At 64.7% G+C, this 13,653-nt stretch carries 13 protein-coding genes; 2 read left to right on the top strand and 11 right to left on the bottom strand.

Annotation, left to right across the window (positions count from 1 at the left end):
- Positions 1–4: 4 nt before the first annotated feature.
- The 8 genes from pgaA to A9971_RS11250 all read right to left on the bottom strand — a co-directional run bounded on the left by pgaA (position 5) and on the right by A9971_RS11250 (position 10,272).
- Positions 5–2,491 (bottom strand): poly-beta-1,6 N-acetyl-D-glucosamine export porin PgaA, encoded by a 2,487-nt coding sequence (pgaA, locus tag A9971_RS11285; protein ID WP_053155822.1) that lies wholly within the window; start codon positions 2,489–2,491, stop codon positions 5–7.
- Positions 2,492–2,766: 275 nt separating this feature from the next.
- Positions 2,767–4,269: a YdgA family protein gene (locus A9971_RS11280; RefSeq protein WP_011058542.1), complete on the bottom strand. Its 1,503-nt coding sequence runs from the start codon at positions 4,267–4,269 to the stop codon at positions 2,767–2,769.
- Between the two features lie 223 nt (positions 4,270–4,492).
- On the bottom strand, positions 4,493–5,128 hold the full coding sequence (locus A9971_RS11275; protein WP_015633693.1) for a hypothetical protein: 636 nt from the start codon (positions 5,126–5,128) through the stop codon (positions 4,493–4,495).
- Positions 5,129–5,221: 93 nt separating this feature from the next.
- A complete protein-coding gene (locus A9971_RS11270; RefSeq protein WP_011058540.1) occupies positions 5,222–6,670 on the bottom strand; it encodes an efflux transporter outer membrane subunit in 1,449 nt (482 codons plus the stop codon).
- Entirely contained in the window at positions 6,667–7,557 is an 891-nt protein-coding gene (locus A9971_RS11265) for an HlyD family secretion protein (RefSeq protein WP_011058539.1), read from the bottom strand. The genes A9971_RS11270 and A9971_RS11265 overlap by 4 nt, the downstream gene beginning before the upstream one ends.
- Positions 7,554–7,763, bottom strand: a complete 210-nt coding sequence (locus A9971_RS11260) for a DUF1656 domain-containing protein (RefSeq protein WP_011058538.1) — start codon at positions 7,761–7,763, stop codon at positions 7,554–7,556. Before A9971_RS11260 ends, A9971_RS11265 begins: the two co-directional genes overlap by 4 nt.
- Positions 7,760–9,847, bottom strand: coding sequence for an FUSC family protein (locus A9971_RS11255; protein WP_183000610.1), 2,088 nt, complete (start codon positions 9,845–9,847; stop codon positions 7,760–7,762). Before A9971_RS11255 ends, A9971_RS11260 begins: the two co-directional genes overlap by 4 nt.
- A complete protein-coding gene (locus tag A9971_RS11250) occupies positions 9,844–10,272 on the bottom strand; it encodes a MarR family winged helix-turn-helix transcriptional regulator (protein ID WP_011058536.1) in 429 nt (142 codons plus the stop codon). The genes A9971_RS11255 and A9971_RS11250 overlap by 4 nt, the downstream gene beginning before the upstream one ends.
- A gap of 197 nt (positions 10,273–10,469) precedes the next feature.
- Here A9971_RS11250 and A9971_RS11245 point away from each other — a divergent pair, with 197 nt between their 5' ends.
- Together A9971_RS11245 and A9971_RS11240 are read left to right on the top strand one after the other, a co-directional pair.
- Positions 10,470–10,748, top strand: a complete 279-nt coding sequence (locus A9971_RS11245) for a hypothetical protein (protein ID WP_015633690.1) — start codon at positions 10,470–10,472, stop codon at positions 10,746–10,748.
- On the top strand, positions 10,745–11,026 hold the full coding sequence (locus A9971_RS11240) for a type II toxin-antitoxin system RelE/ParE family toxin (RefSeq protein WP_015633689.1): 282 nt from the start codon (positions 10,745–10,747) through the stop codon (positions 11,024–11,026). Before A9971_RS11245 ends, A9971_RS11240 begins: the two co-directional genes overlap by 4 nt.
- Here A9971_RS11240 and A9971_RS11235 read toward each other — a convergent pair.
- The 3 genes from A9971_RS11235 to A9971_RS11225 all read right to left on the bottom strand — a co-directional run bounded on the left by A9971_RS11235 (position 11,023) and on the right by A9971_RS11225 (position 13,464).
- Positions 11,023–11,268, bottom strand: coding sequence for a DUF2789 domain-containing protein (locus A9971_RS11235; protein ID WP_011058533.1), 246 nt, complete (start codon positions 11,266–11,268; stop codon positions 11,023–11,025). The genes A9971_RS11240 and A9971_RS11235 overlap by 4 nt on opposite strands.
- A 14-nt stretch (positions 11,269–11,282) precedes the next feature.
- Complete coding sequence (locus tag A9971_RS11230; protein WP_011058532.1) at positions 11,283–11,744, bottom strand: aminoacyl-tRNA deacylase; 462 nt, start codon at positions 11,742–11,744, stop codon at positions 11,283–11,285.
- A gap of 109 nt (positions 11,745–11,853) precedes the next feature.
- A complete protein-coding gene (locus A9971_RS11225) occupies positions 11,854–13,464 on the bottom strand; it encodes a glycosyltransferase family 39 protein (protein WP_183000609.1) in 1,611 nt (536 codons plus the stop codon).
- Positions 13,465–13,653 lie beyond the last annotated feature (189 nt).

Genomic DNA, 13,653 nt, shown 5'->3' with positions numbered 1-13,653 from the left:
TTCTCTAGAAGCGATAGGTAAGGTCGACAGCCAGGCGCAGGTCGGTTTCCCGATCGCCGTCGTAAGGCCGGTTGATCACGCTCAGGACTCCGCCGATGTCGAACACGTCGTTCCAGCTGTAGCGCTGGCCGTAGCTGAGCAGCCCCACCGCTCCAGTGGAGTAGCCGCGTTCGCTGTAGGTACCGGCGCCGGCCTGGAACTGTTGGCTCCAGGAGGTCTGATAGCGGTGATAGAGCACGTGGTTGACGGTGACGGTGGGCAGGACGCTGAGGTCCGCCTCGGGGTTGTAGTAAGGGGTGTCTTCCAGGGTGTTGTGGCTGGCGCCCACTTCCAGGCCGAGGTCGACCTGCACTTTCGGCGAGCGGTAGACCCCTTCGCGGCCCGTGAGCAGGGCCTCGAACCTATTGTTGCCGTCGCTGAAGTGCGACGGGCTGAGGGACAGTTTCCACTCGCGGCTTTCATTGGCCCGCCAACGCAGGAAGGCGCTGCCGCCGTTGGCGCTGATATCGCTGTTGAGGGCCCGCAGCGGGGTGTTGGCAGAGAGGTAGTCGAGGCTGCCGCCGTATTGCCAGTGATCGTCGATGTCCCGCGCCAGCGACACCCGGGCACCGGTCTTGTCGCCGTAGCCATAGGAATGGTTGGAGACTTCCGCTTCCAGGGTCATGTCGCGGGTGCGCCGCTCCACCCCCAGGACCTGCCAGCGGTGATTGCCGATCCCTTCCGAGAAGTCCCCCATGGCATAGCCGATGCCGCCGAACAGGCGCCAGTCCTCGGCGATTGGCGGCGTGTAAAGCCGGCTTTCGATGCCGAAATCACGGCTGCCGGATACCGCGCCGGCACCATTGCTGCCACCGCCGTAACTCTTGCCGCCATAGGTCATGACCCGCAGTTCGGCCATGTCGTGCACTTCGCGCTCGCGGGCCAGGCGCTGCACCTGGCGGCTCTCCGGAAAGCGCTCCACCACGTCGTCGGTCAGCGCATCCAGTTGCCGCCATTCCTGCAGGTCCTGGGCCGTATGGCCCTGGGACACTTCCAGGCTGACATCGCGCGGGGCCACACTCTCGGTTTCCTTGAGCAGGCTTTCCGAAAGCCGGGGCCAGTCGCGCACCCGGTACAGATCGGCCTGGGCCAGGCGTACGCTGATGTTGCCCGGGGCCTGCCCCGCCAGGGTCTCCAGGCGCTGCTCGGTGCCCGGCAGGTCAGCCCCGGCCGTGCCGTCGGCACCGGCCTGGGCCGCCAGCAGTTGGGCATCGACCCAGTCGTCATTGGGGTCGCCCACGGTTTGCCCGGTGAGCTGAATTCGCTGCGGCACACTGTCGGCCAGGTCATTGGCGAGTTTCAGCGCCTCTTCCGGGCGTTCACTTTCCAGCAGCGCGTAATACAGCGCGGTGGTGTCTTCCAGGCGGTGGTCGGCATCACCGTCCGGTGCCGAAAACACACGCCGATACAGGTCCGCGGCGATTTCCGGCTGGCGCTGGTCGAGGTAGGAAGCCGCCACCCAGCGCAGGGCATACGGGGGAATGGCCACGCCGGCAGCGGTGAGCTGCTCGTATTCGCTGATCACCTCTGCGGTGCGCGCCCGGGACTTGAGGGCGCCCAGGCGGTCGATGCGCCAGCGGGTCAGGTCGTCCTGGGCTTGAGGGTCCTTGCCCCAGGCGGCGAACAGGGTGTCGTAGTCGGCCAGGGCACGGTCGGCCACCACAAAGCGCTCTTTCTCACTGCGGCTGGCCAGCTCCGAGAGGCGCACCCGTTCGGCGGCGAGGTCGGCCTGGATGCGCCGCTGGATCACCGGGTCGATCAGCCCGGGGTGCTGCCGGGCCAGGCGCAGGGCCGGTTCCGGCAGGCGCGCCCGCTGCAGGGCGTAGATGTATTCGCGGATGACTTCGGGCTTGTCGCCAGCGCGGATAAACGCCTGGTCGTATGCGGCCAGGGCGTCATAAGGCTGGTTGGCGCGGGTCAGCGCGTAGCCCAGGGCCAGGCGCCGGTTCGGGTCATCGGGCTTGGCCGCCACCAGGGCCTTGGCCCGGGCCACGGCTTCGGCCGGCTGGCCGGCATCGGCCTGGGTCAGGGCCAGCCCCAGCTGCAGGTCGGCGTTCTGCGGGTCGCGCTGCAGGGCCAGGCGATAGATCTGGGTGGCGTTGTCCCACTGCTTGAGGTTGCGATAGGCACGGGCCGTGGCGGCCAGCGCCTGCGCCGGCAGCACCCGGTTGCGGCCCTGGGTCTCGTAGACCTTCACCACCTCGGCATCGAGGCCCGCCCAGCTGGCGATCTGCAGGTGGTCGCTGACCAGCCCGTTGTTCAACCGGTCCGCCGGCACTTGGCGCAAATGGTTCAGCGCCGGGGCGTAGCTGCCGGCCCGGGCCTGGATGATCAACTGGTCATAGGCCGCATCGGCGAACGCCAGGCCCGGCCATAACAGTTGGCTGCACAATGCCAGGCGAAACAGCGGACGAAGGCCGTAGCGGCGAGCGGGATGAACAGTGCGTTGCATTTCGTCAGCATCCTTACGTGGCTAGCCGGAGTTATGCGCCCCGCCCTTACGCCCCAGCCCGGACGATCAGAAGATCGACAGAGCGTCTGGGAGAATTCTTCCACGAAGGTTAGTTCAGAATTTGCAGCGCCATATTTATTCAGAATCAGATTCTGCGGGGCCTGCAGCCGCCCTCACCGCCTTGCTCCAGACAGCACAACGCCCGACCTGTGGGCTGCACAGGCCGGGCGTCAGGGGTTGCACAAGAAGGGCCGCGCAAAGCGGCCCGTGCACCTTTACTGCTGGGCGCCTACGCCCCCCAGCTTGCTCATGACCAAACCGATGAACTGCTCAACGGTCATTTTCTGGCCGTTGAAGTTCACTTCGTTATTGGCATAGTGCAGGGCCGACACCACGTCATTGCCTTCCAGCTTGGCCAGTTGGGTGGACAGGGCCATGGCACTGAGCATTTCTGCAGTGGCCGCGCTTTGCTCGGCGATCAGCTTGGCATCGGTCTGGCCTTCGACCTGGGCCTGCAGGGCGGCGATGTCTGCCACCATCGGCTTGGACAGCGACAGCTTGGCATCCAGCTGGCTGACCAGTTGCTTGCCCAGCTCAGCCGGCGGCAGCTCCAGGCTCTGCGGCTTGGCCAGATCCAGGCTCAGGCTGAAACGGCTTTCACCACCGGCGGTCTTGAATGCCAGGCTTTCCAGGGCGATCTGCGGCTTGGCTTCCAGGACCTTGTTCACGGCAGCCCGTACCTTGACCTGCTCGGCGTCGGACATTTGCAGTTCCGGAGCCGGTTCACCCTCGGCAGAGGCCTCGGTGGCGGCCTTCTGATACGGCTGCAGCACGTTCTGGTAGACCTGGACCAGATCGAGCATGCCCTGGCTGTCGAGGCTCTTCATGCTCCAGAGCATCTCGGCCGAACCCACGGTCTTGCCGTCGAAGGCGATTTCGCCCACTCGGTAATCCGCACGGCCCGCCACTGTGCTGCCGGTTTCTTCGCTGAAGGTCTTCTGCTCGAAGTGCTTCAGGGTCAGCACCGACTGCTTGTCGCCGAAGGTGGCCTTCAGGCCGCTGAGCTCCAGGGTGTTCTGGCCCAGGAAGTAGTCGAAGCTGCTCTTCTGCAGGTTGCTGGCCAGGGTCAGGCCGTTGATTTCCAGTTTGAGCGGGGCCTTGTCCGGCGAGCTGAGGAACAGGCTCAGGCTGTCCATATAGCCATCGACCTTGGCCTTGCGGCGATTGTCGCCGACGCTGAAAGTGGCATTCAGGCCGGAGAACTTGAGGTTGTTCAGCTCATCCAGGGCCAGTTCCATCGGAGCGAAATCCAGGGTGCCCTCCGCGGACAGGTCATAGCCGACATTGACCACGCCCTTGAACGGTGCAGCACCCTTGGTGGCGGCAAACCACTTGTCGGTCTGCCCGTTGTTCTCCAGCTCGTAATGACTGGACGCCATGACTGGCAGCCACTTGAGGCGGATCAAGCGCGAGAAAGGCAGCGGGCCGTGTTCGATATGGTCGGCGATCATCAGTTCCAGCCCACCGTTGAACACCTCGCCCTGGGTCTTGAGGCGGTAGCGGGCATTGCTGCTGAACACGCCACGCTCCAGGGACACCAGCTCCAGAGTGGCGGTGGCGTCATAGCCGATCAGCGCCGCTTGCAGCTCCTTGTTGCTTTCAATCACCTGCTGCTGCAGGACCCCTTCCAGCTTGGTGCCGGTGTACCAGGCGCCGCCGGCACTGATGGCACCTACTGCGACGACGATTCCTAACAGTACGCCTGCTGATTTATTCATGTCTGACCCGATCAATATCCGTTGTTTGAAGGTGTGGTCGTCTTCCCTGAACCCATGACGGGTTGCGGCTCGACTCCGCGTAAAACCGGCGCAGATTACCACTGGCGGCTAGGGCGAGCCCAATCTTTGAATGTGAAAAACCGTGGAGCGCGGGGAGATGGCCACGGCAGCGGCTACCGCAAACCGGCAGCCGCCGCTGTTACAGGGCCAGGGGAAGGGGCTTTTAGGAGTATTCGATTTCCAAGGCATCGAGCTGATGATCGAAGCTCTTGAGCCGGGCGCTCCAGGTGTACACCAGAACCTCGAAATCCCGGTCGATCACCGCGCTGTTGCCCCGGGATTCGCCCCGCGGGTCGCAGAAATCCAGCTGGTAGCGCTCCCGCGCCATGGCGGTGGCGACATCCGACAGCTCCCGGGCATTGCTCAGCCAGTGGTGACCGTCCTCGGCTTGCTTGTCCAGCAGCATGCACTGCTTCTTCAGGGCCTCCAGGCTCTTTTCCAGCGGGGTGCCGGTGAGTTCGCCCATGACTTCGGCGAAGGTCCGCCCCGGTTGCCAGTAACTGCCCCAGAAGTAGCGGTCGAATACGGTTTCGACCCGGCGCAAGGCCACCTTGGTGTCCCAGATGACCACCAGGGTCTTGCTCTGTTCGAGCTGTTTCTTCTTGATTTTCTGGCCCTGAAAGGAGGCCCAGGCCACCACACCGATGGCCATCACCGCGATCAACGCGCTGGCGCTGTCGAGGAACACCAGGGCCTTGTCGATCTGATGGGCCAGCATGATGCCGTAGAAGTAGGTGGCAGACAGCAGCACCAGGGCGCAGAGCGCGCACCAGAAGCCCGGAGCATAAGGGTTTTTCATTATTGGAATCCCCATGACCATCACATGCTTTGATCGGTTGGAAGGCACGTTGCACAAGGCACTTTTCCAACTGATCAAAGCATAGCAACCGCCTCAGGGTTTCGCGTGTTCCGGGCCTTGCGTTCGTCCGCTTTCCCAACCGCCGCCCAGGGCCAGGAACAGATCGATCTGGCTCATGGCTACCTGGGTGTTGGCCGCCGCCAGTTGCGCGCGCATATCGGTGTAGGTGCGGGTAGCCTGCAGGTCGGCGAGGAAGGACGCGCGCCCGGCCTGGAAGAAGCGGTGGGTCTGGTCCGCCGCCAGTTGCGCCGACTGCTCGGCATCCGCCAGGGCATCGCGGCGCTGCAGCTGCGCGCTGTACTGGGCCAGGCCGGTCTGGGTTTCGCGGATGGCGTTGAGCACCACCCCATCGAAATGCGCCAGGGCGCCCTGGCTGGCGGCCTCGGCTTCATGAATGCGCTCGCGGGCGCCATTGGCCGGCACCGTCCAGCTGATCAGCGGGCCGAAGCCCCAGCGATTGGTGGAAGGCTTGCCGAGGTTGTCGAGGATGCCCACGGTGCCGACGGTCGCGCCGATGCTGATATCCGGATACAGGGCCCCGGTGGCCACGCCGATTCGCGCGGTGGCGGCGGCCAGCTGGCGCTCGGCCTGCCGTACGTCGGGGCGGCGCTTGAGCAACGCCGCGCCATCGCCCACCGGCAACAGCTGGGTGATATGCGGCAACTGGGCGCAACTGTCGGTGCCGGCGGGCAATTGATCCAGCGGCTTGGCCAGCAGCATCGACAGGCGGAACAGGCCCGATTGGCGCGCCGCCTCATAGCGCGGCAGTTCGGCACGCAGGGATTTGAATTGGGTCTGGGAACGGGTGACCTGGGTTTCGTCGCCGCGCCCGGCATCGCGCAGGCGCTGGGTCAGCTCGGTGCTCTGGGCTTGCAGGCTCAGGGAGTGCTCGGCGATTTCCCGTTCTTCGTTGGCCGCGCAAACCTGGGTGTAGGCCCGCACCACGTCCGCCACCAGGGTGATGCGCGCGGTATCCGCCGCAGCCTGGGTCGCGTCGGCATTGGCCTGGGCCGCCTCGATGCCGCGCTGCAAGGTGCCGAACAGGTCGAACTGGTAGGAGGTGCTGATGGACAGGTTGCCGACGTTGGCCACTGGCACCTTTTCCGGCAGCAGGAAGGCTTCGCCGGATTCCTGCAGGCGCTCGACCCCGGCCTTGACCCCACCGCTCCAGCCACCGGCGGCCTGGGCTTCATCCACTTGGGCACGGGCCCGAGCCAGGTTGGCCGCCGCCACCCGCAGGTCGGTGTTGGAAGCCAGGGCCTGCTGCACCAGCTGGTCCAGGCGCGGGTCCTGGTACAGCCGCCACCAGTCGGCAGGCACCGGCGCCGACACCACGTTGGCACCCTTGGCGCTCAACTGGCCCTGCAAATCCTTGCGCTGCACCGCAGCATCCCCGGGCACCTGGTAATCCGGCCCGACCATCTGGCAGGCCGAGAGCAGCAGGCCGAGCCCGGCCAGGGCCAAACGCGCGCCGTTGTTCATTGGCCGGGCTCCTGCTTGGCCTGGTCGTCGAGGATCGACACCGTGGCGGTGCGCCCGGCGATCATGCGAAAGTCCGCCGGCACATCGTCGAAGGCGATGCGCACCGGAATCCGTTGCGCCAGGCGCACCCAGCTGAAGGCCGGGTTGACGTTGGGCAACAGGTTGGAGCCGCTGCTGCGATCACGGTCCTCGATCCCGGCGACGATGCTTTCCACATGCCCGCGCAGCCGCGCACGGTCGCCGATCACGCGGATATCCACGGCCTGGCCGACATGGATGCCATCGAGCTTGGTCTCTTCGAAATAGCCATCGATGTGGAAGGAGTTGCTGTCCACCACCGATAGCACCGGGCGCCCGGCGGTGACGAATTCCTGGGTGCGCGGTGCACGGTCGTTGACGTAGCCGTCCACCGGGCTGCGTACCACCGAGCGGTCGAGGTTGAGCTGGGCGCTGTCCACCGCCACCTGGGCCTCGGCCAGGGCCGACTGGGCACGGGCCTCGCGGGACTGGCTTTCTTCCAGTTGCTCGCGCGGCACCAGGTTGCCCAGGCCACGGTTGCGCTTGGCCTCGCGCTGGGCCTGGGCCAGGGTTTCCTGGCGGTCGGCCAGGGCCGCCTTGGCCTGGCGCAGGGCCAGCTTGAAGCGGTCCTGGTCGATGCTGAACAGCACCTGGCCGCGCTGCACCAGTTGGTTGTCACGCACCTGCACTTGCTGGATCAGCCCGGACACGTCCGGAGCGATCTGCACGATATCGGCGCGGATATGCCCGTCCCGGGTCCAGGGTGCGAACATGTAGTACATCACCATGCGCCAGACCACCACGACCGCGAAGGTCACCACCAGTAACGTCAGGACCACACGGCCAATGGTCAATAAAGGTTTTTTCATGTCATCAGGTATCGACTGAGAGAGTCCACGGCGCCCAGTAGCAGAGCGTAGAGACCCACGTTGAACAGCGCCCGGTGCCAGACCAGACGATAAAAGTGCAAGCGCGTCAGCACCCCGTGCACCAGCAGGTACAAGCCATAAGTGATGCCCATCAGCACCAGCAGCGTGGGCAGGAACACCCCGCTGATATCCAGATCACCGATCATAGGGGCGCTCCATCGATGCCATGGGGAAGGGGTTCTTCAAGCTCGCCGGTGGCGACGAATTCCACCCCCGGCAACAGCGCCAGGCGCAGGCCGCTGAGGGCGTGCAGCAGGTGCAGGCGGGTTTCGTGGTCGCCTTGCAGGCCCTGGCTGCCGAGGGCGCGGCGGGTACGGTCGAGGGTCATCAGCAGCCCGCTGGGGGCCGGCAGGCGTTCGCCGGCCTTGAGGCAGGCCTTGAAGTACTCGCCCACCTCGGCCACCACCTGGCGCAGCAGGCTCTGGGCCACGCCCTGCACCCGCGGTGCGTAGGCCAGCAGGTCCAGCATATTGAGCGCCACGCGCAACTCCCGCAGGGCTATGCCGGTGTCCTGCCCGGTCATGGCCAGGCGCGGCAGGTGCTGCATCAGGCGGTCGAGCATCTGTGCACCCATGTGCCGGTGTTCGGCCAGGGTCGCCGGTTCGCTGAGGCTGACGATGTCGCGCCAGCTGAAGCGGGTCAGGCGCTTGGCCGCCAGTTCGGAGCCGAACGGCCGGGCGATCAGGGTCCAGACAAAGGCGAACAGCAGGCCCATGGGGCCGGCCAGGTTGGAGTTGGCAAAACTCAGGAAGTCCGCGTCGTAGGCGCCCTGGATGCTGATGAAGGACGAGGTGTTGACGATGGTCAGCAGCATGCCGAGGTAGAACCGCGGCTGCACCGTCAGGGTGCCGACGCAAATGAACGGCACGGCAAAGGCCAGCACCAGCATCGGGAAGTCGTGCAGGTTGGGCAGGATCAGGAACAGGTAGAGGCTGGCGAACAGCACCGACATCGCGGTCCAGAAAAAGAACCGGTAGATCTGCGGCGCCGGGTCGTCCATGGAAGCAAAGAAACTGCAGGCCACCGCCGCCAGGATCACGGCGCTGCCGCCGTCGGTCCAGCCCAGGAGAATCCACAGCACCGAGGCGACGATGATCGCCAGGACCGTCGAGCCCGCCGAGTACAGCATCAACCCGCGATCGAGAAACGGCGTCAGCCGGCCCAGCCGCCAATGCCGGTAGACCGCGCGCCAGGGCGCCTGGCTTTCACTCTGGATGGCGTGCTGCAGGCTGCGGCAGTCCTGCCACAGGTCGATCCACTCGCCGAGGCGATACAGAGCGTTGGACATCAGCAGCTGGCGCCGGTCATCCAGGGCTTCGGGGCTTGGCTGCAAGGCTTCGAGTTCATCGCGCAGGGCCTGCCAGCGTTCCACCGAAGCATCCCGGGCGGTGCCTTGCAGCCATTCATCGGCCTTGGCCAGCAAGGGGGCGAACTGCGCCACCAGCTCCGGGGTACGCCGTTCCAGGGCATACAGGGCATCGTCCAGGGCATCCACCACCGGCAGCAGGTTGATCATCCGCCCGCGCAGTTCCTTGGTGTTGCGCACGGTCTGCGGCCGGGCGCCCTCGTGGGGCAACTGGCCGATCATCAGTTCCAGGGTGTTGAAGGTACCCACCATGGACGCGCGCAGGCCACTGACTTCCTCGGGCTGGACGTTGCGGGCCAGGAAGTGCTGGCTGTAGAGCGCGGCATCGGCGAACCACTTGGCGGCGGAATCGACGAACACCGGGGCCAGCCGCCGGGGCCAGAACATGCTGCCGATCACCGCGGCGCAAACGATGCCGAGGAAGATTTCCTCGGTCCGCGCCTCGGCGACGTCCCAGACCCCCAGGGGGTTGTCCACCACCGGCAGGGCGATCAGCGGCAAGGTGTAGCCGGCCAGCATCAGGGCGTAGTTGTTGGCAGTGCGCAGGTGCATGGACAGGAACAGCAGGATCCCGGTCCACAGGGCGATGATCACCACCAGCAGGTAGGGGCTCTGCACGAACATCGGCACGAACAGCACCGCGGCCGCCGCCCCGAGAAAGGTGCCGATCGCCCGGTACAGGGCCTTGGAACTGGTGGGGCCGACGTAGGGGCTGGAGACGATGTACACCGTGGCCATCGCCCAATACGGACGGGGCATCTGCATCAGCATGGCGATGTACAGGGCGATCATCGATGCGGCGAAGGTACGTACGCCATAGAACCAGTCCCGCGCGGGAGGCATGCCGGTAAAGAAGCCTTTCAAGATGGCAGCACCGGTACATGACTGGCGGACTCGAACGCGCGGATCACCCGCAACGCCGCTTCCAGGTCGGCGCTGCCAATGCCTTCCAGCACTTCATGGCGCAGGCGCACCAACTCGCTTTCCACCGCCTGCACCAGCTCGCGACCGGTGTCGGTCAGGCTCAGGCATTTGGCCCGGCGGTCGTGGGGGTCTTCGCTGCGGCACACGTAGCCGGCGCTGCACAGTTGATCCAGCAGGCGCACCAGGGACGGGCTTTCCATCCCTGCGGCCTGGGCCACCGTGACCTGGCGCACGCCCTCGCCCAGGCGCCCGATCATCAACAGCGGCACCGCGCAGGCTTCGGAAATGCCGAAGTTGACCAGCGTGGTCTGGCAGATCCGCCGCCAATGCCGGGACGCGACCACCATGCCACTGCTGATATTCATGTGGAGTGATTCAAGGGAGTTGGACACAAGATTGTTCGCACACTGTTAGTTTGCTAACTATCAATATGTCATTGACGGATAAATCCAGTCAAGTTTTGTAACAAATACCTCGGCCAAGCCTTGGATCCAGCGCCTGCAAAACAGAATAAGTACTGAAAAGGTATATACTTTTTCAGTACTTTTTGAGGAGAACGCTCATGCCCAAGCACGCCATCTTTACGATGAAACTGGAAACTGAACTGCGGGATCAGTTTATGGCGGAGGCACTGGCCGCACATCGCCCAGCCTCACAGATCGTGCGCGAGTTGATGCGCGAGTTCGTGCAAAAACAGCACGAATCCCGTGAGTACGAGGCCTTCCTGCAACAGAAAGTCCTGCTGGCTCGAGCCTCCGTAGACGCTCAACGCGGGCACAACCATGAAGAGGTAGAAGCAGAGTTCGCTGCCAGACGCGCTCGGGCATCGAGGCTGGAATGAAGGTTGTATGGGTTCCCGAAGCCGTACAGGACCGCATGGATATCTGGGATTACCTGCATGTGCTCAACCCGAGGGCTGCGGTCGACATGGACAGGCGCTTCAGCGAATGCGTCGACCATCTGGTCCTCAACCCGCAGATAGGCTCCACGGGACTGGTGGCAGGAACCCGCGAGCTGATTCCCCACCCGAGCTATCGCCTGGTCTATCAGATAAGCCAAGGCCACGTCTGGATCCTGGCCCTGGTCCACACCGCTCGCCAATGGCCGCCACCGACCTAGCCCCCGCGCCCCTTCCTCAACAACACATCCAACTGATCCACCACCTCGGCCCAATCCGCATCATCGAGCACTTCCGTGCGCAGAAAGTCGGCCTGGCTCTCGCTCCAGAAAAACGCGTCCGCCAGGTGCAGCTCCGGTTTGAGCGGCGAATGCGTGGCGATGAAACGCTCGATGCTCACCGGGTCGTCGGCCAGCCCCAACTGCTTGAACAACGCCGGCAGGCTGTGGGTCGGTGCTTCCATGGTCGGGCTCCTGATCAGTGCGAGACTTCGCAAACCTCGGCGTGGGGCACCAGCTTCAGGTACTGGGCCATGCTCATGTGCACCAGGTTGTGGTGGTTGCCGGCTTCCAGGTAGATGTCTTTCTGCCGGGTCAGCAGCGGGTCGATCACCACGTCCAGCCCATAGGACTCGCCCAGGGCCGGCACCGCGCCGCGCTCGCAGTCGTTGAACAGGTGGGCCAGGGTGCTTTCCCGGGTGACCTGCCATTCGCCGCTGCCGCGCACCTTGCCGAGGTCCAGGTGCCGACTGGCCGGCAACACCGCCATCAGGTAATGGCCGTGGTGATCGTCGAGGATCACCGACTTGGCCACTCGCTCCGCCGGTACCCCCGCCACCCGCGCCGTTTCCAGGCTGCTGGCGGAATGGGGATGGCTCACCAGATCAAACTCGCAAGCGGCTTGTTCCAGGCTGCGCTGCACGGTTCTTGCCATACGCATGATGCACCTCGGTGCCCCGCAAGCGGGGACAGGACTGTGACTCCTGATGCAAGTCTAGGTCGCGCTGCAAGACACAAGGCCTCGAACTTCCGAACGGCACCCTGCGCGTTCATTGCCCCGCACAGGAGGCGCCGGCTGCCGAGCCACAGAGGACAAACAAGCGGGCCCGAGTACCACCCGCGGCGAACTGACCGACTTTGTGCCACCCCTGGGGCAATGGCGCGAATTCCTCGGACTGATCGTCCGACCCCACCAGCCAATAACGCCCGCTGCCCACTGGCAAGGCGCTCAACTGATCCAGGTAAACCTGATCCGGGTGGTCGATCAGGGTGCCGAAGCCGTAGGCGTTCGGCCTGCTGGAGGCGCCGCCCGGCAGCGGCGGCGTATAGAGCATCGGCTGGGCATCGGTGCGGTTGTAGTAGAGGTAGCTCAGGTACCAGAGCATGTCGCTGATAACGATGCGGTCGCCCGCGACGTAGTGCCGGTTGACGTAGTCGACCATCACGCTGATCTGATCGTTGGCGTCGACATCGACGTTGTTTTTCAGCCCCACCGCTTCCAGCCCGACAAACCCCAGCAGCAACCCCAGCGCCACCAGCCGGGCCGATTTGAGCCAGCGATCAACGAGCACCGCGATGATCATCGGCAAACCCAGGGCATAGGCGGTCAGGTAGCGCTCGATAAACACCGGCGAGGCAAACGACACCGCAAACACCAGCAACAACGGCACCAGGGTGAAACTCGCCAGCAGCCCGCCAAACCGGGCAGGCGCACCGTCACGCCAGGCCAGCCACCCGCAGACCGCCAGCAACAGCAGCGGCATGCCCACGAACAACACCCCGGGCAGGTTGTCGCCCTCGTCCTGGATCAACAACTGCCAGACCATCGCCGGCAGCGACGACCAGGTCACCGGAGGCTCCCAGCCGACATCGCCATTGGCCTTCAACTCGTCCATGTGCCGCAGCAGGTCGAGCAACTCCGGGACCCAGGGCAGGAACAGCAGCACGATCGCCGCATTCGCCAGCCACCAGGCCGGCCGGCTTATCAGACGCCCGCCGCCCTCGGCGCGCACGCCCGAAACGGCCAGGTACAGCCAGTGCGCCAGCACGCAAAACGCCGTGAAGTAATGGGTGTAGAAGGCCAGGGTCATCAGCAGCGCGTAGCTCACCAGATAGCCCCGACGCGAGGGCTGGCGCAGCCAGTACACCAAGGCCAGGGTCGCCCCCAGCAGCAACAGGCCGAGCAGCGCATACATGCGCACTTCCTGGCTGTAGCGCACGGCCGTGGGCAGCAGGGCCAGCAGCACACCGGCGAGAATCGCCGCGCGACGGGTCGCCAGCAGCGCCACCAGCCACATGCCGAGCCCTACGGTGACTATCCCTGGCAGCGCACTGAAGGTGCGAATGGAAAAAATCCCGTCGCCGAACAGTTCAATCCAACCACGCAACAGCATGAAATACAGCGGCGGATGGACGTCGCGGGCCGCATGAAACCAGATTTCGCTCAGCGAATACTGGCTGAGCACCAGGCTGGAACCTTCGTCGCCCCAGATGGCCGCGGCGGTCAGGTCATAAAAGCGAACGGCCGCAGCCAACAGCAACACCGGCAGCAACCAATACTCCAGCGCCAAGCGCATCAGCCGCTGCACACCTTGCTCCCGAGGCACGACGGCCTGCTCTTGCAAACGCCCGATCAACTCCGGCGCTCTGCGAAAATCCATTCCTTGCTCCCCATAAACTCGCCTGATCTGGTCGCTCAAACCCCGATAGCATCGTCCTTTGCCTGGAAAACCGCAAAGCACAGACGCAAGGGTAAAAAGCCGCTCCTCGAATGCCATGTGCGACGCCTGCCGATTGCCCTCGGGTACCGCCGTCCGGGGTCAGGCCCGGCCATCACCGGCAATGGATGA

This window comes from Pseudomonas sp. UME65 (assembly GCF_014170225.1).
GTDB classification, from domain to species: Bacteria; Pseudomonadota; Gammaproteobacteria; order Pseudomonadales; family Pseudomonadaceae; genus Aquipseudomonas; species Aquipseudomonas protegens.
This window is presented reverse-complemented; position numbering and strand designations above follow the sequence as displayed.

Excerpts from the sequence above, each read along its gene's own strand:
- A9971_RS11250 (WP_011058536.1), bottom strand. The coding sequence starts at position 10,272 with ATGAATATCAGCAGTGGCATGGTGGTCGCGTCCCGGCATTGGCGGCGG.
- A9971_RS11270 (WP_011058540.1), bottom strand. The coding sequence starts at position 6,670 with ATGAACAACGGCGCGCGTTTGGCCCTGGCCGGGCTCGGCCTGCTGCTC.
- A9971_RS11260 (WP_011058538.1), bottom strand. The coding sequence starts at position 7,763 with ATGATCGGTGATCTGGATATCAGCGGGGTGTTCCTGCCCACGCTGCTG.
- A9971_RS11235 (WP_011058533.1), bottom strand. The coding sequence starts at position 11,268 with ATGGAAGCACCGACCCACAGCCTGCCGGCGTTGTTCAAGCAGTTGGGG.
- A9971_RS11275 (WP_015633693.1), bottom strand. The coding sequence starts at position 5,128 with ATGAAAAACCCTTATGCTCCGGGCTTCTGGTGCGCGCTCTGCGCCCTG.
- A9971_RS11240 (WP_015633689.1), top strand. The coding sequence starts at position 10,745 with ATGAAGGTTGTATGGGTTCCCGAAGCCGTACAGGACCGCATGGATATC.
- A9971_RS11280 (WP_011058542.1), bottom strand. The coding sequence starts at position 4,269 with ATGAATAAATCAGCAGGCGTACTGTTAGGAATCGTCGTCGCAGTAGGT.
- A9971_RS11230 (WP_011058532.1), bottom strand. The coding sequence starts at position 11,744 with ATGCGTATGGCAAGAACCGTGCAGCGCAGCCTGGAACAAGCCGCTTGC.
- A9971_RS11225 (WP_183000609.1), bottom strand. The coding sequence starts at position 13,464 with ATGGATTTTCGCAGAGCGCCGGAGTTGATCGGGCGTTTGCAAGAGCAG.
- pgaA (WP_053155822.1), bottom strand. The coding sequence starts at position 2,491 with ATGCAACGCACTGTTCATCCCGCTCGCCGCTACGGCCTTCGTCCGCTG.
- A9971_RS11265 (WP_011058539.1), bottom strand. The coding sequence starts at position 7,557 with ATGAAAAAACCTTTATTGACCATTGGCCGTGTGGTCCTGACGTTACTG.
- A9971_RS11245 (WP_015633690.1), top strand. The coding sequence starts at position 10,470 with ATGCCCAAGCACGCCATCTTTACGATGAAACTGGAAACTGAACTGCGG.